The following is a 21447-nucleotide window of genomic DNA, read 5'->3' on the forward strand; positions in this document are numbered from 1 at the left end:
CCGGCAGCGGCTTCTTATTCGGAGCTGCGCCTCAGGTGCGCAAGCCGCGTCCGCGCTGAATCAGCGCATACACCAGCACGTAAAACACCACAATAAACGCCACCAGCACTGACAGCGTCAACACCAGCGGAACATCGTTGATGCCAAGGAAGCCATAGCGGAACCCGCTGATCATGTACACCACCGGATTGAGCTTCGACACCGCCTGCCAGAACGGCGGCAGCAGCGCCAGCGAGTAGAATACGCCACCGAGGTAAGTTAACGGCGTCAGCACGAAGGTCGGGATCAGGCTGATATCGTCAAAGGTGCGCGCAAACACCGCATTCAGCAGGCCCGCCAGCGAGAACAGAATCGCCGTCAGCAGCAGCGTGATTGCCACCATCGGCCACGAGAATACGTGGAACGGCACAAAAAACAGCGACACCGCCGTCACCAGCACGCCCACGCACACGCCGCGCGCTACGCCGCCGCCGACATAACCGGCGATAATAATGTGCGTCGGCACCGGCGCCACCAGCAGCTCTTCAATGTTGCGCTGGAACTTGGCGCTGAAGAATGACGAGGCGACGTTGGCGTAAGCGTTGGTGATCACCGCCATCATAATCAGGCCCGGCACGATAAACTGCATGTAGCTGAAGCCGTGCATATCGCCGATGCGTGAGCCGATCAGATTGCCAAAGATAATGAAGTACAGCGTCATGGTGATCACCGGCGGCACCAGCGTCTGAATCCAGATGCGGGCAAAACGGTTGATCTCTTTGCTCCAGATACTCTTGAGCGCCACCCAGTACAGATGCGTCATGCGGTTACTCCTGTTTTTCCCTGCGTCAGGCTGACGAACAGCTCTTCCAGACGATTCGCTTTATTGCGCATGCTGAGCACCTGCACGCCCTGCGCGCTCAGCTGGCTGAATACGCTATTCAGCCCCTGTTCACGCATCACTTCCACTTCCAGCGTTGAGGTATCAACCAGACGATACTGGAAGCCCTCCAGCTGCGGCAGCGGGCTGCGCGGCGCCAGGTCGAGGATAAAGGTTTCCGACTGCAGCTTGGACAGCAGCCCTTTCATTGAGGTGTTCTCCACCAGCTCGCCGCTCTGGATGATGCCGATGTTACGGCACAGCATTTCCGCCTCTTCCAGATAGTGGGTAGTCAGGATGATGGTGGTGCCTTTGGCGTTCAGCTCTTTCAGGAACACCCACATCGAGCGGCGCAGTTCGATATCCACGCCAGCCGTCGGCTCATCAAGAATCAGCAGTTTCGGTTCATGCATCAGCGCCCGGGCTATCATCAGCCGGCGCTTCATCCCGCCGGACAACATGCGCGCCCGTTCGTTACGCTTGCCCCACAGGTCGAGCTGATTGAGGTATTTTTCCGCGCGCTTGTTCGCTTCGGCGCGTTCCACGCCGTAATAACCGGCCTGGTTAACCACAATCTGCATTACGGTTTCAAACGGGTTAAAGTTGAATTCCTGTGGCACCAGCCCAAGCTGCCGCTTGGCGTTGACCACATCTTTCTGCAGGTCGTAGCCAAACACGCGCACGCTGCCGCTGGATTTGTTCACCAGCGAGCTGATAATGCCAATGGTGGTGGACTTACCGGCACCGTTAGGGCCCAGTAAGGCATAAAAGTCGCCTGCTTCCACGTTGAGATCGAGGCCTTTCAGCGCCTGTACGCCGCCGGGATAGGTCTTGGTCAGCCCGGAAAGTTCCAGTGCATAAGTCATTGCGAGTCCGTACCCTGTTGTAGTGACATCATAGCCATATGAAATGATAGTGCGCTCGCGTCGAGCGTGCGGGGTTATTCAGCGATAACGGTTGTGAAATCAAAGGAATTGCGCAGAGTGATAACCCACCACACTCTACCACTCTGCGTGCCGCAGGAAAACGCGTGCCGAGCCCGTAAGTCATTGAGTTACGGGCTGCGCATCTTATCGCAGGCGGAGGGAATCAGCCTTGGAAGATTGTGCGGTTATTCGTCCAGCAGCGTAACTTTGCCGATATACGGCAAATGACGGTAGCGCTGTGCGTAGTCGATACCGAAGCCGACCACGAACTCATCCGGAATGGTAAAGCCGACAAACTCGACCGGCACCTCAACTTCACGACGCTCCGGCTTATCCAGCAGCGTGCAGATCGCCAGCGATTTTGGCTCACGCAGCTGCAGAATTTCACGCACTTTGCTTAGGGTGTTACCGGAGTCGATGATGTCTTCGACGATCAGCACATCTTTGCCGCGAATGTCTTCGTCGAGATCTTTAAGGATTTTCACGTCGCGCGTGGAGGACATGCCGCTGCCGTAGCTGGAGGCGGTCATGAAGTCGACTTCGTGCGCGACATCAATGGCGCGGCACAGGTCTGCCATAAACATGAAGGAGCCGCGCAGCAGGCCGACCAGCACCATTTCGCTGCCGCTGTTGCGGTAGTGCTCGCTGATCTGCTTGCCCAGTTCGGCAATACGGGTTGCGATCTCCTGCTCAGAGATCATCACGTCGACGGTGTGTTTCATTGCATTCGCCTAAGAAGGTTTTCAGAAAGCCGCGCATTCTATCATAGTCGACGCACAGGCTAACGCCGCGCACAGAACGCAAACGTTATCGTGGCGAAATTTATTGCGCTGGCGTTAACTGTAAGCATCCTGCCCGCTCTCTCTGGAGATCCCTATGGCCGCTTCATCAGGTAAAAAAACGCAGATCGGCACGCGTGAACTGCATCCGGAAACGCAGATGCTCAACTACGGTTACGATCCGCGCCTGTCAGAAGGTGCGGTGAAGCCGCCGGTGTTTCTGACGTCAACCTTTGTGTTTAACAGCGCCGAAGAGGGCAAAGAATTTTTCGATTTCGTTGCCGGCCGCCAGCAACCGCCGGCGGGCAAAAGCGGCGGGCTGGTCTATTCCCGCTTCAACCACCCTAACAGCGAGATCGTCGAAGATCGGCTGGCCATTTATGAAGGTGCCGAAAGCGCCGCGCTGTTCTCATCCGGCATGTCGGCGATTGCCACCACGCTGCTGACCTTTGCCCGTCCCGGCGAAGTGATCCTGCACTCGCAGCCGTTGTACGGCGGCACCGAAACGCTGCTGAGCAAAACGCTGCACGATCTGGAGATCAAAGCAGTGGGATTCAGCGACGGCACCGACGAAAATAAAGTGTATGAAGCCGCGAAGCTGGCGTGGCAGCGCGGGCGCGTCGCGATGATTCTGATTGAAACGCCGGCCAACCCCACCAACAGTCTGGTAGATATCCAACTGATGCGTCAGGTGGCAGAGGTGATCACCCAGCAGCAGGGCTCCCGGCCGATTCTCGCTTGCGACAACACCCTGCTCGGCCCGCTGTTTCAGCGTCCGCTGCAGCACGGCGCGGATATCTCGCTCTATTCGCTGACCAAATATGTCGGCGGTCATTCCGATTTGATTGCCGGCGCCGCGCTGGGCAGCCGGGCGTTAATCAACAAAGTGCGTTCGCTGCGCAGCGCGATTGGCACCCAGCTCGATCCGCACTCCAGCTGGATGATTGGCCGCTCGCTGGAAACGCTGTCGCTGCGCATGGAGAAAGCCGCCAGCAATGCGGAACAGGTCGCGGCATTTCTACGCGATCACGCGCAGGTGGCGAAACTGCACTGGCTGCCCTATCTCGACGCCAGCAGTCCGGCAGGAGAAACCTGGCAGCGCCAGTGCAGCGGCGCCGGTTCCACCTTCTCCTTTGATATCGAGGGCGGCCAGGCTGCGGCATTCCGCTTTCTCAACGCGCTGGCGCTGTTCAAACTGGCGGTGAGCCTCGGCGGCACCGAGTCGCTCGCCAGCCATCCCGCCAGCACCACCCATTCCGGCGTACCGCAGGAGGTGCGGGAGCGCATTGGCATCACCGACGCGACGGTGCGCCTGTCGATCGGCATCGAACATGCCGATGATTTGATTGAGGATATCCGCCTGGCGCTGGAAGCAGCCGTCAGCTCACCGTAAAGCCCAGCATCATGCCGGTATCCTCATGCTCCAGCAGATGGCAGTGCGCCATATAGGCATTTTCGCTATCGGCGACGTAGTTGAAGCGCACCAGCACTTCACTGCGCCAGCCGTTGACGCTGACCATATCTTTCCAGCCGGCGCGATGCGCCGCAGGCGGCTTGCCGTTCTCGGACAGAATGCGGAACTGCGTGCCGTGAATGTGGAACGGATGTAGCATGGCGTCGCCTTCGCCGGAGATGGTCCATTTTTCATATTTTCCCAGCGGCACGGCAAACATGGGCTTTTCCATGTTAAAGGCCTGGCCGTTGATTTTGTTGCCGTTGTGGAAATCATATGCGGCGCTGCGGGCAGGGTTGCCCTGATCCATCGCCATATCGCCGTGATCCATGTTGCCATGATCCATCGCGCCATGGTCCATGTTCATGCTGCCGTGATCCATCGCTTTGCCCGCGCCGTGCTGGCTGCCCATCGCTTTGGCACCGTAGCGCTGCTGCAGCGCCTGCATGCCCTGCTGATCCAGCTGCGGATCCATCATCAGCTGCAGCCAGCGGCTCTGCAGCCCTTCCGTTGCCGGCAGCGGCGGCACATCCACCAGCTGGTCCGGCAGCGTACCGCTGGCCATCACGCGCAGCGGCAGAATCTGTACCAGCGGCAGCGGCTGATCGAACGGTGCCAGCGTCATGCCCATCTGCGTGACCGGCAGCGTTACGATATCGAAGGTTTTGCCGTCTGAAGTATCCACCAGCACTTCAAAGCGCTCGCCCGGCAGCAGCGGCAGGCTCTCCACCTTCACCGGTTCAGCCAGCAGGCCACCGTCGCTCGCCACCACGTACAGCGGACGTTTATCGCTGGCGGCGATGTGCAGCGAGCGCGCATTGCAGCCGTTGAGCAGGCGCAGCCGCAGCCAGCCGCGCGGCACCGCGTGCTGCGGATACGGCACGCCGTTGGTCAGCATCAAATCGCCAAACCAGCCCACGGCGGCGCGCATGATATCCAGCTGATAATCGATACGCGTGCCGTCCTGAGTGAGCTGCTTATCCTGGAAAATCAGCGGCACATCATCTTCGCCCCACTGCATCGGCAGCCGCAGCTTGCCGGACGCCTCATCTTCCAGCAGTACCAGCCCCGCCAGCCCCTGCGCCACCTGATAGCCGGTTTTGCCGTGCTGATGCGGATGGAACCAGCAGGTCGCCGCCGGTTGATCGGGGGTAAAACTCACCTGACGCGTGGCGCCGGGCGCAATCAGCGCCTGCGGACCGCCATCCACCGCGCCGGGAATTTCCAGCCCGTGCCAGTGCAGCGTGGTGGCTTCCGGCAGGCGATTATGAATATTGACGGTGACGCTTTTCTCACGCTGCAGGCGCAGCGCCGGGCCGAGCAGGCTACCGTTGTAACCCCAGGTTGGGACGGATTTGCCGTTCCACTGGCTGCTGCCGGTCATGGCGGTCAGCGTGTACTGGCCGTGTGCATCGGGCTCCAGCAGCGACGGAATGGGCAACAGCGGGCGCGTAGCGGCCATCAGCGAGCGGCTCCAGAAGGGCAGCGCGCCGGCTGCACTGAGGGCGGCGGTCAGCTTGAGAAAATGACGACGTTGCATATTCATATCCTTATCGTGAATAGGGGCACAGCGTAAACCTTTCCCCTGCGGGAGGGTCAAGCGATGAAAGCGCCCGCCGGGATAAAAAGCGCGCCAGTGGCCCATTTAGCCAAATTTAGCGGAATCCCGGCAATAACTGTGCTAACGTCATTAAATTGTCCCTTGTTGAGAACGATTATGACGAAAAGCATCAAGATCCTGCTGCTGGCGGGACTCCTTGGCTTCTCCTCCACCAGTTTTGCCCTGAGCGAATCCGAAGCAGAAGATCTGGCTGACCTCACCGCCGTGTTTGTCTATCTGAAAAATGATTGCGGCTATCAGGATCTGCCCGACGCGCAGATTCGTAAAGCACTGGTGTTTTTTGCCCAGCAAAACCGCTGGGATCTGAGCAATTACAGCGCTTACAACATGAAATCCCTCGGTGAAGAGAGCTACAAAGATTTGAGCGGTATCGCCATCACCAACGACAAAAAGTGTAAGTCGCTGGCGCGCGATTCCCTCAGCCTGCTTGCCTACGTGAAATAATCCTCCGCCCTGCGCTGCTGTTAACGCCCTGACCGTGCAAGCACGGTCATAATTCGTTATGCTTTTTTCTGGCATTATTGCGCGTTAACAGCATAAGGAGCGCTCCGGCATGGCCGAAAAAGAGACCTGGCATGAGACGCTGCATAGCGGCTTTGGCCAATATTTCAGCGTAGACAATCTGCTATACCGCGATAAAACCGCGCATCAGGATCTGGTGATCTTTGAGAACGCCGCGTTTGGCCGCGTGATGGCGCTGGACGGCGTGGTGCAAACCACCGAGCGCGATGAGTTTATCTATCACGAAATGATGACGCACGTGCCGATTCTGGCGCACGGCAATGCCCGGCGCGTATTGATTATCGGCGGCGGTGACGGCGCGATGCTGCGCGAGGTCGCCCGGCATCAGCGCGTTGAGCACATCACCATGGTGGAAATTGATGCCGGCGTGGTGAATTTCTGTCAAACCTATCTGCCTAACCACAGCGCCGGCGCTTACGACGATCCGCGTCTGCATCTGGTGATCGACGATGGCGTTAACTTCGTCAGCCAGACGCAGGAACGGTTTGATGTGATCATCTCCGACTGTACCGATCCAATCGGTCCCGGCGAGAGTCTGTTCACCTCGGCGTTTTATGCCGGCTGCAAACAGGCGCTCAATCCCGGTGGCGTGTTTGTCGCGCAGAACGGCGTCTGCTTCCTGCAGCAGGATGAAGCGGTCAACAGCCACCGCAAACTCAGCCACTATTTCGCTGACGTCAGCTTTTATCAGGCGGCGATTCCGACCTACTACGGCGGCATCATGACCTTCGCCTGGGCGAGCGACGATCCGGCGCTGCGCCAGCCGGACCTTGCGACGCTGCAGTCACGTTTTGCCGCGGCCGGACTGCCCTGCCGTTACTACACGCCACAGCTGCACATCGGCAGCTTTGCCCTGCCGCAATACCTTTTAAACGCGCTCAGCTGACCTCAGGAGGTGAACCCAATTGCAAAAGCTAAAACTACATGGCTTCAATAATCTGACCAAAAGCCTGAGTTTTTGTATCTACGACATTTGCTATGCCAATAGCGAAGCCGAACGTGATGGCTATATCGCCTATATTGATGAGCAATATAACGCCAACCGCCTGACGGAAATCCTCACTGAGACCTGCTCTATTATCGGTGCTAACGTGCTGAATATCGCGCGCCAGGATTATGAGCCGCAGGGTGCCAGCGTGACGATTCTGGTCAGCGAAGAGCCGATCAATCCGCAGGATATCGATAATTCCGAGCATCCCGGCCCGCTGCCCAATTCGGTGGTGGCGCACCTCGACAAGAGTCACATCTGCGTGCACACCTATCCGGAGAGTCACCCGGAAGGCGGTTTATGTACCTTCCGCGCCGACATTGAAGTCTCGACCTGCGGCGTGATTTCGCCCCTGAAGGCGCTGAATTATCTCATCCACCAGCTGGAGTCGGATATCGTAACCGTGGATTACCGCGTGCGCGGCTTCACCCGCGACGTCAATGGCGTGAAGCATTTCATCGACCATGAGATCAATTCCATTCAGAACTTCATGTCCGAGGATATGAAAGCGATGTACGACATGGTGGACGTTAACGTTTATCAGGAAAACATCTTTCATACCAAGATGTTGCTGAAGGAATTTGATCTGAAGTATTACCTGTTCAACACCAAACCTGAAGAGCTGAGCCCGCAGGAGCACAAGCGCATTACCAATCTGTTGTGGAAGGAGATGCGTGAGATTTATTACGGGCGCAATATTCCGGCGACGGGATTGAAGTTGTTATAACTCAGCGCCAGCAGTGGGTGAAGGCTGCGCCGCGGTAGCGCAGCGCACGTCATTCACCCGCTGATGCGGGCGGCACATTTACGCGGTCAGCTGCAGGCCAATGCCGCGCTCGCGCAAATCACGGCATACCGCTTCATCAAGGCGGGAATCTGTCACCACATCGGTCAGGCTATCAATCGGTGCCGCGCAGTACAGCGACCATGAGCCATATTTACTGCTGTCGGCCAGCAGAATGCGCCGGCGCGCGTTGGCCAGCAGATCCATCTTCAGCCCGGCTTTGTCTTCGGTCGGCGTGGTAATACCGCGCTCAATACTCCATGAGTTACAGCTGACAAACGCAATGTCCGGATTGATGCTGCGCAGCAGGCGCCGGCCGTGCTCACCAATGCACGACTGGCTGGAGTCGTCGATGCGGCCGCCGATGATGGTGGTCTCAATCTGTTTAAACTCCGACAGAAACAGCGCGATGTGCAGATCGGCGGTGATCACCCGCAGCTGCAAATGGGTCAGCTGTCGTGCCAGTTCCAGCATGGTGGTGCCGGCATCCAGCACCACCGCATCGCCGGACTGCACATAGCTGGCGGCGAACTGCGCGATGGCCTGCTTCTCCGCCAGGTTACGCTGCATCTTCTCCAGCGTGGTCGGCTGCGTCGGGATAAAGCGGTTCAGCGTGACACCGCCGTGGCTGCGGCTAATCACCCCTTCCTTGTCCAGCTTAATCAGATCGCGGCGAATGGTGGCTGGCGAAGCAGAAATGGCGCTCACCAGCTGTTCAACAGTGACCAGATTATGACTTTTGAGATAGTCCATAATCTGGTCGAGACGGCTTTGTCCCTTCATATTTCCCTATGCAAGCTGCATCGCGAGTTTAATCGAGATCGCCATGCTCGCAGAGTTCGCTTTACCTGTCCAGGCGATATCAAATGCCGTGCCGTGGTCGGCGGAAGTGCGGATAAACGGCAGTCCCGCCGTGATGTTGACGCCATCGTAAAATCCAAGCAGTTTCAACGGGATATGCCCCTGATCGTGGTACATCGCCACCACCATATCGTACTGCCCCTGCTGGCACTGTAAAAACACCGTATCCGGCGGACACGGACCATAAACATCAATGCCCTGCTGCTGCATTGCCTTGATTGCTGGCGTCACCGTGGTGATCTCTTCATCGCCAAACAGGCCATTCTCGCCCGCGTGCGGATTGACCCCGGCGACCGCGATGCGCGGTTGGTCATAGCCCACGCGGCGCAGGAAGCTGTCAGCCATGCCGATCACCGTCTGAATACGTTCGCCGTTCAGCGTGTCGAGGAATTTGCGCAGCGCGATGTGCGTGGTCACGTGGATCACTTTCAGATGGTCGGTATACAGCACCATGGCGTAATTTTTGGTATTGGTCAGCTGTGCCAGCAGTTCAGTGTGGCCGGGATAAAGGTGGCCCGCCGCGTGCAGCGCCTCTTTGTTCAGCGGAGCGGTGGCAATCGCCTGCACGTCGCCCGCCAGCGCCAGTTCGGTGGCGCGCTTCACGCAGCGCCAGGCCAGATCGCCGGCCTGCTTCTGTACCTTGCCCGGCTGCAGCGCGTCAGGATCGGCCAGCGGCTCATCGATAACGTTAATGATGCCCGGTGCGAAATGCGCATCCTGCACGCTGTCCAGCACGCGCAGCTCGGCGTGCGGCGTAATATTCAACGCCAGCACCCGACGCAGCGTCGCGGCACAGCCGACCACCACCGCCGGAATGCCCGCCAGCTCCCCTTCTGCCAGCGCTTTAATGATGATTTCCGGGCTGATGCCCGCCGGATCGCCCATGGTCACCGCAATAGTGTTATTCACTCGACTTCTCCTCAATAAAACGAATGGCTTCTGCCAGGGTGTTTTCATCACCAAAGCCACCCGCTTTGGTCATCACCGGCAGGTGTAATTCACTGTTAAGCAGAACCCCGTGCGGCACACAGCCCGCTACCTGGCCCTGAATCTGAAAGCCGCTGGCCCCGAATGCCTGCGCCACTGCGATGGCCACGTCACCGCCGGAAAGAAACAGGCCGGCAGGCTGAATGTGTGCACAGACGGCGCGCGTCAGCTGCGCCAGAAACTGGCAGATGCGCTCGCCGAGCTGCTGGCGCGTAATCTGCTGCTGCTGACACAGCTGCGCAATCGCGTGGCGCTGCTCAGCCTGTTGCGTAGTGCGCACCACACAGTGCACACCCTCGCGCAGCGCCTGGACCATCGCCTGCTGCCAGGCCGCCGCCTGCGGCCATGCCGGTGTGGCAAACAGCTGGCAAATATCAATATCAATCAAGCGAATGTCACGCTGGCTGGCGAGCCGGGCGATTTGCTGCTGCGCCATGGCGCTCATCGAACCGACTATCGCCAGCACCGGGCGAGAGGGCCGCGCAGCAAGATGCGCACCCAGCGCATCGCTTAACCCGGACGCGCCGACCAGCAGCGGACGTTCCGGCAGCGTCGCGGCAGCCGCGATAATGGCGTCGATATCCGCCTGGTGTTCCGCGTCCAGTACCAGCAGGCCCTGACTGGTCGCCAGCCGTGCGGCCAGCGTGCCGCTGCGTACCGTGGCAAGATCGATCTGCTCGCCCGGCAGATCGCATTGCATCTGCAGGCGCGTCAGCACGTTACTGCTGGTCACCGGGGTTTTAGGATCGCTGGCAAATTCGGTGTCGATCAGGCGCTGTTGATGGATCCACACTTCCCCGCCGCGCGTGATGCGGCCCAGCTTAGGCACCGCCGGCACCACCAGCGCCAGCCGTTTCGCGCTGACCTGCAGCGCGGCAGCCACCTCAGCGCCTGGATTGCCGCGCAGCGTTGAGTCAATCTTCTTAAACAGCCAGCCGTGTTGCGCTATCTGCTGATGCGGCTGCATGGCGGCATGCGTGCGGCTGGCGGCTTCCGCTGCGCTGACCGCGCGGCTATCGGTGCTGATCACCAGCACATTCGCAGCGCCAGCCTCCGGGGGTGTCAGGTTATTGAACAGCACGTGGACGCGCGCGCCGGCCAGCGCGAAGCCGCTGCCTGCGTCGTTGGCGCCGGTAAAATCGTCGGCAATCACCAGAACGGGCGTTTTCCATGGCGATGAAGTCATTCTCTCTCCTGTCACGGCCCCTTGCCGTGCTGCATTTGATTATATTCAATCATGATTGATTATATGTGAGCAAGATCAAATTAATTGAAATCGATATCGCCTATAAATTTAGCCTCAGAAAGGGATACACCCCGCACAGCATTGAGCAAACCTAATCATAATGTGCAAAACCGTTATAAGGGCATGACATGAATATCAACAGCACCGTGATCAGTGGCTATCAGGCTCTGAACGATCTCAGCTATTTACTGCAGGATAAGCAGAAGGCGTTGCTGGTCACGGATAAAAACATTCTGGGTATTCCGGCGGTGCAGGCGCTTATCGCCCGGCTGCAGCAGCAGATCGCCAGCCTGAGCCTGGTTGATACGGTGCCGCCCGAGCCGAGCCAGCATGATGTGGCGGCGATTGTTGCGGCGCTGCCGCACGGCGACGTCGATCTGGTGATAGGCATTGGCGGCGGCAGCGTGCTGGATGTGGCGAAGCTGCTGTCCGTGCTGTGCGTGGCCGATGCGCCAACCCTGACGGCGCTGCTGGCCGGTGAGAAGCCGCACACGCGTACCGCTTCTTTACTGATCCCGACCACGGCCGGCACCGGCTCGGAAGCCACGCCCAATGCCATCCTTGCCATCCCGGAGAAAGAGACCAAGGTCGGTATTATTTCGCCGGTGATGCTGCCGGACTACGTGGCGCTGATTCCGGAACTGACCACCAGCATGCCGGCGCACATCGCCTCGTCGACCGGAATTGATGCGCTGTGCCACCTGATTGAGTGCTTCACCGCCACCGTGGCCAATCCGGTGAGTGATAACTATGCGCTGATCGGCATGAAAAAGCTGTTCGCCAGCCTCGAAAAGACCCTTGCCGAACCGGACAACCTGGAAGCACGGCTGAATATGTTGTGGGCGTCCTACTACGGCGGAGCGGCGATCGCCCATGCCGGGACACACCTGGTGCACGCCATGTCGTATCCGCTGGGCGGCAAGTATCATCTGCCACACGGCGTGGCCAACGCCATTCTGCTGGCGCCGTGCATGCAGTTTGTGCGTCCGGCGGCGGTGAGCAAGTTCGCGCAGGCCTACGATCTGCTGCCAGATGCCGATAGCTCACTGGATGAAGAGGCCAAATCGCACGCGCTGGTGGCCTATTTAGCCGCGCTGGTGCAGCGCCTTAAACTGCCGGCCAGCCTGGAAGCACTGGGCATCGGGCCGGATCATCTGCCGTATCTGGTCGAAGCCGCGCTGGACGTGCAGCGCCTGATGAAGAATGTACCGATGAAAGTCAGCGCCGACGATGTGCGCAACGTCTACCTGACGCTGTTTCCGGCGTTAAATCACTCAGCATGAGCGGGGAAATCATGAGCAACACCATTCAGGGCGTACTGACCGCCATCGTCACCACTTTTGATCGCGACGGAGCCTACAATCCTGCCGCGCAGCGTGAACAGATTCGGCGTCAGCTAAGCGCCGGTAACGGTATTTTCTGCGGCGGCACCAACGGGGAGTTTTTCGTGCTGAACGAGCAGGAGAAGCTGGCGGTGACCGAGACCTGCGTCGACGAAGTAAACGGCAGCGCACCGGTGGTGGCGCACATTGGCGAGATCTCGACGCGTGACACTATCCGGCTGGGCAGGCAGGTAGCAAAGCTGGGCGTGGATGCCGTCTCGGTGATCACCCCTTACTTTGTCCCGCTTAAACAGGAAGAGCTGATTGATCACTACCGCGCCGTGGCCGACGCTATCGACGTCCCGCTGTTTCTCTACAACATTCCGGCGCGCACCGGTAATACGCTGCTGCCGGAAACCGTGCGCACGCTGGCAGCGCATCCCAACATCATTGGCATCAAAGACAGCGCCGGCAGCTACGAAAGCCTGAGCGGCTTTCTGCAGGCAGCGGCAGGTATTGCGCATTTCAACGTGCTGAACGGGCCGGATTCACTGATTCATCAGGGCTTCGTCGATGGCTGTTCCGCCTGTATTTCCGGGCTGGCTAACGTGGCGCCGAAAGAGATTAACGCCATCTGGGCGCGCTTCCATGCCGGTGACATCGCCGGATCGCGCGCCGCTCAGGAGAACGTCACCGGCCTGCGTACCGATCTCTACAGCATTGGTTTTTCCCCGGCGGCGGTGAAAAAAGCCGTGGCGCTGCTCGGCTATGAGGTCGGCGACAGCCGCTATGCGGTGCGCTTCTCTGCGGAGGAAGAGCAGAAGATCTACCAGATCGTGAATCAGTATTTGCAGTAAAGCCAGGTAATTCAAAGCACTTACCGCACGCAGCTGTGGTAGCGGCGCGATTCATCGCGCAATACAGGCGCCGCTACCCCCTGCCGCCATCAGGGTTAGGGTTAATCTGACGGTGGCGGGGCGGATTCAGGCAGCGATGGCTGCTGTTATTAACACCGGGACGCATTTGCTATGAAAGTCATCTGTACTTCACCTTCGTTCGCCCGCTACGACGCCGCGCCGATCGACACACTTCACCAGCAGGGCTTTGAGCTGATTACGCTGCCCGCCGACGCGCCGCTCAGCGCGCTGGCGCCGCATCTCGCCGACACCGTCGCCCTGATCGTGGCCTTCACCGAGGTCAACGATGCGCTGCTGTCGCTGGCACCGCAGCTGAAAATTGTCTGCAAGCACGGCGTAGGCGTCGATAACATCGACCTCGACGCAACGCGTGCGCGCGGTATTTACGTGACGAACGTGCCGGACGCGAACAAACACGCGGTTGCCGATTTCGCCTTTGCGCTGATTCTCAATAGCGCGCGCCAGATCACCACCGCCGCAATAGAGACCCGCGCCGGCCACTGGCCACGCATTTTTGCCACCGACGTCTACGGCAAAACGCTCGGCATCATCGGCCTGGGCAATATCGGTAAGCAGGTGGCACTGCGCGCTAAAGGCTTCAATATGCGCATCCTCGCCTTCGATTTTTATCCCGATGACGCCTTCGCCGCCGAACACGGCGTGACGTTTGTCAGCCTCGATCAGCTGACGGAGCACAGCGACTTCATCACCTTACATATGCCGCTCACCGACCAGACGCAAAACCTGTTCGACGCCGCGCGCCTGAAGCGCATGAAGAAGAGCGCGTTTCTCATCAACGCGTCACGCGGTGGCGTGGTGAATGAGCAGGATCTCTACCAGGCATTGCAGGATAACGTGATTGCCGGTGCGGCGGCGGATGTCTTTGTGCAGGAGCCGCTGGCGCAGCATCCGCTGTTCACCCTGAGCAACTTTATCCCCACGGCGCACCTTGCCGGTTATACCGACGGTGCTATCAGCGCCATCGGCGAACGCTGCGTGACGCAGATTGTGCAGTGTATCAAACAGGGCGAACGCCCGATGAATATCATGAACGGGCTGGCCTGACGCCGCCCTCCTCTGTCACCCTTTTCGCGTGGATAATGATTATGACCAACACCGCACGCTCAACACGCATCAGATGGTGGATCGCTGGCCTGATGTGGCTGGCCATTGCCATTAACTATATTGATCGTACCGTACTCTCTGCCGCCGCACCGCACCTGATCACCGAGCTCGACATCAATCCGGAGATGATGGGCTTTATCATGGCAGCATTTTTCTGGTCCTACGCGCTGTTGCAGATCCCGGCAGGCTGGTTTGCCGACCGCTTCGGCCAGAAAAAAGGCCTCGGTATCGCTGTCGGCTGGTGGTCGATTGCCACCATGGCGATGGGGCTCGCCACCGGCTTTAAATCGCTGCTGGCGCTGCGTCTGGCGCTCGGCGTGGGTGAAGCAGCGGCTTATCCCAGCAACGCCGGTATTACCGCGCGCTGGTTCCCGGATCGCGAGCGCGCCACCGTCTCAGGCCTGTTCGACAGCGCATCAAAATTTGGCGGGGCCGTCGCCATGCCGCTGATCGTCTTTATGATCGCGCTGTTCGACTGGCGTCTGACCTTTCTGGCGATTGGTGCCGTCGGGCTGATCTGGGTCATCGCCTGGTACTTCATTTATGCCGAGAACCCGGAAGACCACAAAGCGATTAGCACCGATGAAGTGCGCCTGATCCGCGATGGCCAGGCGCAGAAGCACGGCGATAAGAACGTGCGGCCGATGAAGTGGTACAAGTTGCTGCGCTACCGCAACATCTGGGCAATGTGTATTGGCTTCTTCACCATCAATTACACCTCCTACTTCTTTATCACCTGGCTGCCAACTTACCTGGTGAAAGACAAAGGGATGGATTTCCTGAAAATGGGCATGGTGGCGGCGCTGCCGCTGATCTGCGGTATGGTGATTGAGGTGCTGGCGGGCTGGGCGTCGGACCGTATGGTGCATAAAAAAGTGCTGTCGCTGACCGCCACACGCAAGCTGTTCCTGACGATTGGCCTGCTGATGGCGCTGTGCATCGGGTTCGCGCCGTTCACCGATTCCGTGTTCATGACGGTACTGCTGCTGTGTATTGCTAAGTCCGGCACCACCGTCGCGGCCTCTCAGGTGTGGGCGCTGCCGGGCGATGTTGCGCCCACCAACAGCGTGTCAATTGTTGCCGGGCTGCAGAATACCGTCTCCAATATGGGCGGCGCGGTCGGACCAATCATTACCGGCGCTATCGTCGGTGCCACCGGCCACTTTACCTGGGCGCTGGTGTTCTCGGCGGTGCTGGTGGTGATCGGAATCCTTAACTACCTGTTCCTGCTCGGCAAGGTCGAACCGATTGTGGATGAGGAACCTTTATCCCACGCCCGTTCCGCCATTAACGGCGTGTAACCTGCGCAACGGCAGTGGCGCCCCGGCTGCGGGCGCCCGTTAACGGCCGGCCATAAACCGGCGATAAGCAGCAATCACCGCAAGAAAATCCTCCACGCCGCAGAACGACAGGCTCTCCTCATCGTAATAAGTCATGCCCTCTTCCAGGCCGTCATCCTCTAACGCCAGCTGATTGGCGCGGATCATCACCTCTTCCTCATCCAGCCACAGCGTATATTCGTGCCCGACGCGCTGCCACTGCTGCTGTGTGCCTTTGACTGCACGCACCGCGGCTTCGACTTCATCCAGCAGCGCAAAGTTCTCTTTCACCTCTTCATTGAACCAGTGCCCCACCGCTTCGTGGTCCATCGACATACGCACCCGGACCTGACCGGTCACGTCACGCAGAAATTCATATTCCATGTTGGCCTCATACCAGTGGCGCGCCAGACGGCACGCTTTCGTGCATTTTGTGCGCAGCGCGCGCAAGAAAGTGGGATCGCGCTCGCATTATGCCTGGAGACGGCGAGGGAAAAAAGCGCATAAAAAAAGGGACGATGCGCTCGTCCCTTTTTCACTGGCAGGCGTATTTTACACCGCGGTCTGGAAAATCACTCCGTCCGCTTTTTCAGTGTACTGGCCCAGCTGATCGAAGTTCAGGTAGCGGTAGGTGTCGGCAGCGGTTTTATCCACCTGCACCATAAACTGCTGATACTCGTCCGGCGTAGGCAGTTTACCCAGCAGGGAAGCGACCGCGGCCAGCTCGGCTGACGCCAGGAACACGTTGGCACCGGTACCCAGACGGTTCGGGAAGTTACGGGTCGAGGTGGAAACCACCGTCGCGCCGTCTTTCACGCGCGCCTGGTTACCCATGCACAGTGAACAGCCCGGAATCTCGATACGCGCACCGCTCTTACCAAAGACGCTGTAGTAGCCTTCTTCTGTCAGCTGCGCGGCATCCATCTTGGTTGGCGGCGCCACCCACAGGCGGGTTGGCAGCTGGCCTTTGTGCGCGTCCAGCAATTTACCTGCCGCACGGAAGTGACCGATGTTGGTCATGCACGAACCGATGAACACTTCGTCGATCTTCTCGCCCTGCACGTCAGACAGCCAGCGCGCGTCGTCCGGATCGTTCGGCGCACACAGGATTGGCTCTTTGATTTCCGCCAGATCGATTTCGATCACCGCTGCGTATTCCGCATCGGCATCGGCTTCCAGCAGTTGCGGATCGGCCAGCCATTTTTCCATGCCCTGAATACGGCGCTCCAGCGTACGACGGTCGCCGTAGCCTTCGGAGATCATCCACTTCAGCAGCACGATGTTGGAGTTCAGATACTCGATGATCGGCTCTTTATCCAGCTTGATGGTACAACCCGCCGCAGAACGCTCGGCCGAGGCATCGGTCAGCTCAAACGCCTGCTCAACTTTCAGCTTCGGCAGACCTTCGATTTCCAGCACGCGACCGGAGAAGATGTTTTTCTTGCCTTTCTTCTCAACGGTCAGCAGGCCCTGCTTGATGGCGTACAGCGGAATCGCGTGCACCAGATCGCGCAGCGTGATGCCCGGCTGCATTTCGCCTTTGAAGCGCACCAGCACTGACTCCGGCATATCCAGAGGCATTACGCCCGTCGCGGCGGCAAATGCCACCAGACCAGAACCGGCCGGGAACGAGATGCCAATCGGGAAGCGGGTGTGCGAGTCACCGCCGGTGCCGACGGTATCCGGTAGCAGCATACGGTTCAGCCAGCTGTGAATCACGCCATCGCCCGGACGCAGCGAAACACCGCCACGGTTCATGATGAAGTCCGGCAGCGTGTGGTGTGTGGTGACATCAACCGGCTTCGGATAAGCGGCGGTGTGACAGAAGGACTGCATCACCAGATCGGAGGAGAAGCCCAGACACGCCAGATCTTTCAGTTCATCACGGGTCATCGGACCGGTGGTGTCCTGAGAGCCGACCGAGGTCATTTTCGGTTCACAGTAGGCGCCAGGACGAATCCCTGCCACGCCGCAGGCGCGGCCCACCATTTTCTGCGCCAGCGAGTAACCACGGTTGCTTTCGGCCACATCTTTGGCTTTGGTGAACACATCGCTGTGCGGCAGACCCAGCGACTCACGCGCTTTGGTGGTCAGGCCGCGACCGATAATCAGTGGAATACGGCCACCGGCGCGCACTTCATCCAGCAGCACGTCAGTTTTCAGCGCAAAGGTCGCCAGCAGTTCATTGGTCTCGTGATTGCGTACTTCACCCTTGTAAGGGTAAACGTCAATCACATCGCCCATGTTCAGGCGCTCAACGTCGAGTTCGATCGGCAGCGCGCCGGCATCTTCCATGGTGTTGAAGAAGATCGGCGCGATTTTACCGCCGAGGCACAGACCGCCGCCTTTTTTGTTCGGCACATACGGAATGTCGTCACCCATGAACCACAGCACTGAGTTGGTCGCGGACTTACGTGAAGAACCGGTACCAACCACGTCACCGACGTAGGTCAGCGGGAAGCCTTTCTGCTGCAAAGCTTCAATCTGTTTGATCGGGCCAACGTTGCCAACATCGTCGGGTTCGATGCCGTCACGTGGGTTTTTCAGCATCGCCAGCGCGTGCAGTGGAATATCCGGACGTGACCATGCATCCGGCGCCGGAGAGAGGTCGTCGGTGTTGGTTTCGCCGGTCACTTTGAACACGGTGGTGGTGATTTTTTCTGCCAGCTTAGGACGCTTAAGGAACCATTCTGCATCAGCCCAGGACTGGAGGATTTTCTTCGCGTGGGGATTACCCGCTTTGGCTTTCTCTTCGACGTCGTAGAAGTTATCGAACATCAGCAGCGTGTGGGACAGTGCTTCAGCGGCAATCGGTGCCAGGGCCTCATCGTCAAGCGCCTCGATCAGCGCATGGATGTTGTAGCCGCCCTGCATGGTGCCCAGCAGTTCGACTGCTTTTTCACGAGTGACCAGAGGAGAGTGGGCTTCGCCCTTTGCGATAGCTGCCAGGAATCCGGCTTTTACATACGCCGCTTCATCAACACCCGGCGGGACACGGTTGACCAGCAGGTCAGTCAGGAATTCTTCTTCACCCGCTGGCGGGTTTTTCAGCAGTTCAACCAGCGCGGCCATTTGGGAAGCATCTAACGGCTTAGGTACAATTCCCTGGGCAGCACGCTCGGCAACGTGCTTACGGTATTCTTCTAGCACGACGTTCTCCTCGCTCTCATTGTATAGCTTTCCGGTGCACCTGTTGATGCTGTCAAACAGTAGGGTGAGGTGCCCGGTTCTGCGTCGGCCAGCATAGCAGGATTTCGGCTGATTGTTAATCCGTTTACAAAAAAGCAACATCCGCGCGTTATTTAGCAGATTTGTCTGCGCTTTGCGCCAGGAGAGAAGCCAGAGCGGCTCTAATAGTGCCTGTTCGCGCCTGTGCCGGTAGCCAATGGACCCAGGTTGTAGCGAGTAATTTATTGCATCCGGCCTTCATGCAGCGAATCCATAACCTGCAATCCCCTTTCAGGCCGGTTCATTCACTTTTGGTTATGTGCTAATGCGCTTGCACTAAACGGCTACCCTTCAGCTTCCCGCACACGTTTTCCTGAGGAAAAATTAATACCACATCACCTGATAAATATTGAACGTGATGCCTTGCGCGTATTTAATTAATTATCAACGCAGTGCCGGTTTAAATTAACCTTTAAACTTAGTCACTCAATTAAAATACACCCTTAAAAAATAACTGCGATTTAAAAAAGAGATAAAAAAATAAAAGAGGAAATGATAAATAAATAGCGTAGACTGCCTGCGGGCGCTTGAGGCTATCTGCCTTAAGATCTGCAAAAGAAATTGGGGTGGATGGTGGAAGGTGAACCGTGCGATTAATTTTCATTAACCGCACGGGTGAGCCACTACCCAAAACACCCAGACAGTGTCAGGGTAGTGGCTTGCTCGTGCTAATGCAAGGAGTAAGTGACTATGAAGGTGAAATTCAGCACGCTGATTATCAGCGGGCTCATCCTGTTAGGTTTATGCCTGGCAAATCGCAGTTCACTGTGTGAATTACGATTGCGGATATTCGCGGCTGAATTATCGGCTGTCATGGCTTACGAAGCACAACAGTAAACTTCAATAGCGGAGGGTCTCCTCCGCTATTCCGGCAACGTTTAACGTGTTGCTCCTGCGCCCGTTTTTATCTATTCAACTTACGTTTTCAATTAATACAAAAACGGCTCCTTACAGGAGCCGTTAATTAACCTAAGCCTAAGGCGAACTTATTTCTTTTTCGCTTTCGGATTTGGCAGGTCAGTAATGCTACCTTCAAACACTTCCGCCGCCAGGCCAACCGATTCGTGCAGGGTTGGGTGCGCGTGGATGGTCAGCGCGATATCTTCGGCATCACAACCCATCTCGATAGCCAGACCGATTTCACCCAGCAGCTCGCCGCCGTTAGTACCGACAATTGCGCCACCAATAACACGGTGCGTCTCTTTGTCGAAGATCAGTTTGGTCATACCGTCTGCACAGTCAGACGCGATAGCACGGCCCGATGCCGCCCACGGGAAGGTGGACACTTCGTAGCTGATGCCTTTCTCTTTGGCTTCTTTCTCGGTCAGACCCACCCAGGCCACTTCTGGCTCGGTATAAGCGATAGAAGGGATCACTTTCGGGTCGAAGTAGTGCTTCAGACCGGAAATGACTTCTGCCGCCACGTGACCTTCGTGCACGCCTTTGTGCGCCAGCATTGGCTGACCGACGATGTCACCGATAGCATAGATGTGTGGCACGTTGGTGCGCATCTGTTTGTCGACGCGGATAAAGCCGCGATCGTCCACTTCCACGCCTGCTTTGCCAGCATCCAGACCTTTACCGTTAGGTACACGGCCAATCGCCACCAGCACTGCGTCGTAACGCTGTGGTTCAGCCGGCGCTTTTTTACCTTCCATGGATACGTAGATACCGTCGTCTTTCGCTTCTACCGCGGTGACTTTGGTTTCCAGCATCAGGTTGAATTTCTTGCTGATACGCTTGGTGAACACTTTCACCACGTCTTTATCGGCGGCCGGGATCACCTGGTCAAACATCTCGACCACGTCGATCTCTGAACCCAGCGCATGGTAGACGGTACCCATCTCCAGACCGATGATGCCACCGCCCATAACCAGCAGACGCTTCGGAACTTCTTTCAGCTCCAGCGCATCGGTAGAGTCCCACACGCGCGGATCGTTATGTGGAATGAAAGGCAGTTCGATAGGACGCGAGCCTGCAGCGATGATGGCGTTATCGAAGTTGATGGTGGTTGCGCCACCTTCCCCTTCTACCACCAGCGTATTGGCGCCGGTGAATTTACCCAGACCGTTGACCACTTTCACTTTGCGGCCTTTTGCCATGCCAGCCAGACCGCCGGTCAGCTGAGTGATGACTTTCTCTTTCCAGGTACGGATTTTGTTGATGTCAGTCTGCGGCTGGCCAAACACGATACCGTGCTCTTCCAGAGCTTTAGCTTCTTCGATGACTTTCGCCACGTGCAGCAGCGCTTTTGACGGGATACAGCCGACGTTCAGACAGACACCGCCGAGGGTGCTGTAGCGCTCTACCAGTACGGTTTCCAGACCTAAATCAGCGCAACGGAAGGCTGCAGAGTAACCTGCAGGACCTGCCCCAAGTACCACGACTTGAGTTTTAATCTCTGTACTCATCATGACCTCTTGTTAGATTGCCGGCGGTCAAAAGCGACCCTTTCCCAGGCTCTTGATGCCCTATCTCCACCGGGACATTTCACCGCGAGAGTTTACAGA

19 protein-coding genes are annotated in these 21447 nt (G+C 57.9%); 9 read left to right on the forward strand and 10 right to left on the reverse strand.

The genetic code is table 11. The features are described 5' to 3' along the window. Nucleotides 1-31: 31 nt before the first annotated feature. The 3 genes from F3J41_RS11510 to hpt all read right to left on the reverse strand — a co-directional run bounded on the left by F3J41_RS11510 (nucleotide 32) and on the right by hpt (nucleotide 2507). Nucleotides 32-802: an ABC transporter permease gene (locus F3J41_RS11510; RefSeq protein ID WP_021507520.1), complete on the reverse strand. Its 771-nt coding sequence runs from the start codon at nucleotides 800-802 to the stop codon at nucleotides 32-34. After that, nucleotides 799-1725, reverse strand: coding sequence for an ABC transporter ATP-binding protein (locus tag F3J41_RS11515; RefSeq protein ID WP_021507521.1), 927 nt, complete (start codon nucleotides 1723-1725; stop codon nucleotides 799-801). The genes F3J41_RS11510 and F3J41_RS11515 overlap by 4 nt, the downstream gene beginning before the upstream one ends. A gap of 245 nt (nucleotides 1726-1970) precedes the next feature. Further along, nucleotides 1971-2507 (reverse strand): hypoxanthine phosphoribosyltransferase, encoded by a 537-nt coding sequence (gene hpt / locus F3J41_RS11520; protein ID WP_021507522.1) that lies wholly within the window; start codon nucleotides 2505-2507, stop codon nucleotides 1971-1973. 154 nt (nucleotides 2508-2661) lie between these two features. Here hpt and F3J41_RS11525 point away from each other — a divergent pair, with 154 nt between their 5' ends. Continuing rightward, nucleotides 2662-3957, forward strand: coding sequence for a cystathionine gamma-synthase family protein (locus F3J41_RS11525; protein WP_166711208.1), 1296 nt, complete (start codon nucleotides 2662-2664; stop codon nucleotides 3955-3957). Here F3J41_RS11525 and cueO read toward each other — a convergent pair. After that, nucleotides 3944-5557 carry a multicopper oxidase CueO gene (gene cueO, locus F3J41_RS11530; RefSeq protein ID WP_166711210.1) on the reverse strand — a complete coding sequence of 538 codons (1614 nt, stop codon included), beginning with the start codon at nucleotides 5555-5557 and terminating at the stop codon, nucleotides 3944-3946. The genes F3J41_RS11525 and cueO overlap by 14 nt on opposite strands. 177 nt (nucleotides 5558-5734) lie before the next feature. Between cueO and F3J41_RS11535 the strand changes: the two genes are divergently transcribed. The 3 genes from F3J41_RS11535 (at nucleotide 5735) to speD (ending at nucleotide 7875) form a co-directional block, all read left to right on the forward strand. Next, the gene (locus tag F3J41_RS11535) at nucleotides 5735-6082 is read left to right on the forward strand and encodes a YacC family pilotin-like protein (RefSeq protein ID WP_021507525.1); all 348 of its coding nucleotides are present in this window, start codon (nucleotides 5735-5737) and stop codon (nucleotides 6080-6082) included. 109 nt (nucleotides 6083-6191) lie between these two features. Next, complete coding sequence (speE, locus tag F3J41_RS11540) at nucleotides 6192-7046, forward strand: polyamine aminopropyltransferase (RefSeq protein WP_166711212.1); 855 nt, start codon at nucleotides 6192-6194, stop codon at nucleotides 7044-7046. A gap of 19 nt (nucleotides 7047-7065) precedes the next feature. Next, the gene (speD, locus tag F3J41_RS11545; protein WP_058770602.1) at nucleotides 7066-7875 is read left to right on the forward strand and encodes an adenosylmethionine decarboxylase; all 810 of its coding nucleotides are present in this window, start codon (nucleotides 7066-7068) and stop codon (nucleotides 7873-7875) included. Between the two features lie 78 nt (nucleotides 7876-7953). Here the strand turns inward: speD and F3J41_RS11550 are convergent, their stop codons facing one another. From F3J41_RS11550 to F3J41_RS11560, 3 genes are read right to left on the reverse strand one after another with little or no spacing between them, the layout of a single operon-like run. Then, complete coding sequence (locus F3J41_RS11550) at nucleotides 7954-8715, reverse strand: DeoR/GlpR family DNA-binding transcription regulator (RefSeq protein WP_022547144.1); 762 nt, start codon at nucleotides 8713-8715, stop codon at nucleotides 7954-7956. A 6-nt stretch (nucleotides 8716-8721) separates the two neighbouring features. Further along, nucleotides 8722-9702 carry a D-threonate 4-phosphate dehydrogenase gene (locus F3J41_RS11555; RefSeq protein ID WP_166711214.1) on the reverse strand — a complete coding sequence of 327 codons (981 nt, stop codon included), beginning with the start codon at nucleotides 9700-9702 and terminating at the stop codon, nucleotides 8722-8724. Beyond that, nucleotides 9695-10966 carry a four-carbon acid sugar kinase family protein gene (locus F3J41_RS11560; RefSeq protein ID WP_166711216.1) on the reverse strand — a complete coding sequence of 424 codons (1272 nt, stop codon included), beginning with the start codon at nucleotides 10964-10966 and terminating at the stop codon, nucleotides 9695-9697. Before F3J41_RS11560 ends, F3J41_RS11555 begins: the two co-directional genes overlap by 8 nt. Nucleotides 10967-11154: 188 nt before the next feature. On the opposite strand from F3J41_RS11560, the gene F3J41_RS11565 reads away from it, so the two are divergent. The 4 genes from F3J41_RS11565 (at nucleotide 11155) to F3J41_RS11580 (ending at nucleotide 15691) form a co-directional block, all read left to right on the forward strand. Beyond that, on the forward strand, nucleotides 11155-12309 hold the full coding sequence (locus F3J41_RS11565; protein ID WP_166711218.1) for an iron-containing alcohol dehydrogenase: 1155 nt from the start codon (nucleotides 11155-11157) through the stop codon (nucleotides 12307-12309). An 11-nt stretch (nucleotides 12310-12320) separates the two neighbouring features. Continuing rightward, on the forward strand, nucleotides 12321-13205 hold the full coding sequence (locus F3J41_RS11570; RefSeq protein ID WP_166711220.1) for a dihydrodipicolinate synthase family protein: 885 nt from the start codon (nucleotides 12321-12323) through the stop codon (nucleotides 13203-13205). A 171-nt stretch (nucleotides 13206-13376) separates the two neighbouring features. Next, nucleotides 13377-14330, forward strand: coding sequence for a phosphoglycerate dehydrogenase (locus F3J41_RS11575; protein WP_166711222.1), 954 nt, complete (start codon nucleotides 13377-13379; stop codon nucleotides 14328-14330). A 41-nt stretch (nucleotides 14331-14371) separates the two neighbouring features. Beyond that, nucleotides 14372-15691: an MFS transporter gene (locus F3J41_RS11580; protein WP_058780450.1), complete on the forward strand. Its 1320-nt coding sequence runs from the start codon at nucleotides 14372-14374 to the stop codon at nucleotides 15689-15691. Between the two features lie 39 nt (nucleotides 15692-15730). Here F3J41_RS11580 and yacL read toward each other — a convergent pair whose 3' ends face one another. Continuing rightward, nucleotides 15731-16093 (reverse strand): protein YacL, encoded by a 363-nt coding sequence (gene yacL, locus F3J41_RS11585; RefSeq protein ID WP_031279698.1) that lies wholly within the window; start codon nucleotides 16091-16093, stop codon nucleotides 15731-15733. Between the two features lie 168 nt (nucleotides 16094-16261). Then, nucleotides 16262-18859, reverse strand: a complete 2598-nt coding sequence (gene acnB, locus F3J41_RS11590) for a bifunctional aconitate hydratase 2/2-methylisocitrate dehydratase (RefSeq protein WP_088516643.1) — start codon at nucleotides 18857-18859, stop codon at nucleotides 16262-16264. Nucleotides 18860-19627: 768 nt separating this feature from the next. On the opposite strand from acnB, the gene F3J41_RS23655 reads away from it, so the two are divergent. After that, complete coding sequence (locus tag F3J41_RS23655; RefSeq protein ID WP_021314460.1) at nucleotides 19628-19774, forward strand: Hok/Gef family protein; 147 nt, start codon at nucleotides 19628-19630, stop codon at nucleotides 19772-19774. Between the two features lie 149 nt (nucleotides 19775-19923). Here the strand turns inward: F3J41_RS23655 and lpdA are convergent, their stop codons facing one another. Then, a complete protein-coding gene (gene lpdA, locus F3J41_RS11600) occupies nucleotides 19924-21348 on the reverse strand; it encodes a dihydrolipoyl dehydrogenase (protein ID WP_021507536.1) in 1425 nt (474 codons plus the stop codon). Between the last annotated feature and the right edge of the window lie 99 nt (nucleotides 21349-21447).

Source organism: Pantoea sp. Ap-870 (assembly GCF_011752515.1).
In the GTDB taxonomy this organism is placed as follows: domain Bacteria; phylum Pseudomonadota; class Gammaproteobacteria; order Enterobacterales; family Enterobacteriaceae; genus Pantoea; species Pantoea dispersa.

What these genes read in the sequence shown, in the direction of transcription:
- F3J41_RS11510 (WP_021507520.1), bottom strand. Translation starts at nt 802, where the DNA reads ATGACGCATCTGTACTGGGTGGCGCTCAAGAGTATCTGGAGCAAAGAG.
- F3J41_RS11515 (WP_021507521.1), bottom strand. Translation starts at nt 1,725, where the DNA reads ATGACTTATGCACTGGAACTTTCCGGGCTGACCAAGACCTATCCCGGC.
- hpt (WP_021507522.1), bottom strand. Translation starts at nt 2,507, where the DNA reads ATGAAACACACCGTCGACGTGATGATCTCTGAGCAGGAGATCGCAACC.
- F3J41_RS11525 (WP_166711208.1), top strand. Translation starts at nt 2,662, where the DNA reads ATGGCCGCTTCATCAGGTAAAAAAACGCAGATCGGCACGCGTGAACTG.
- cueO (WP_166711210.1), bottom strand. Translation starts at nt 5,557, where the DNA reads ATGCAACGTCGTCATTTTCTCAAGCTGACCGCCGCCCTCAGTGCAGCC.
- F3J41_RS11535 (WP_021507525.1), top strand. Translation starts at nt 5,735, where the DNA reads ATGACGAAAAGCATCAAGATCCTGCTGCTGGCGGGACTCCTTGGCTTC.
- speE (WP_166711212.1), top strand. Translation starts at nt 6,192, where the DNA reads ATGGCCGAAAAAGAGACCTGGCATGAGACGCTGCATAGCGGCTTTGGC.
- F3J41_RS11550 (WP_022547144.1), bottom strand. Translation starts at nt 8,715, where the DNA reads ATGAAGGGACAAAGCCGTCTCGACCAGATTATGGACTATCTCAAAAGT.
- F3J41_RS11560 (WP_166711216.1), bottom strand. Translation starts at nt 10,966, where the DNA reads ATGACTTCATCGCCATGGAAAACGCCCGTTCTGGTGATTGCCGACGAT.
- F3J41_RS11565 (WP_166711218.1), top strand. Translation starts at nt 11,155, where the DNA reads ATGAATATCAACAGCACCGTGATCAGTGGCTATCAGGCTCTGAACGAT.
- F3J41_RS11570 (WP_166711220.1), top strand. Translation starts at nt 12,321, where the DNA reads ATGAGCAACACCATTCAGGGCGTACTGACCGCCATCGTCACCACTTTT.
- F3J41_RS11575 (WP_166711222.1), top strand. Translation starts at nt 13,377, where the DNA reads ATGAAAGTCATCTGTACTTCACCTTCGTTCGCCCGCTACGACGCCGCG.
- F3J41_RS11580 (WP_058780450.1), top strand. Translation starts at nt 14,372, where the DNA reads ATGACCAACACCGCACGCTCAACACGCATCAGATGGTGGATCGCTGGC.
- yacL (WP_031279698.1), bottom strand. Translation starts at nt 16,093, where the DNA reads ATGGAATATGAATTTCTGCGTGACGTGACCGGTCAGGTCCGGGTGCGT.
- F3J41_RS23655 (WP_021314460.1), top strand. Translation starts at nt 19,628, where the DNA reads ATGAAGGTGAAATTCAGCACGCTGATTATCAGCGGGCTCATCCTGTTA.
- lpdA (WP_021507536.1), bottom strand. Translation starts at nt 21,348, where the DNA reads ATGAGTACAGAGATTAAAACTCAAGTCGTGGTACTTGGGGCAGGTCCT.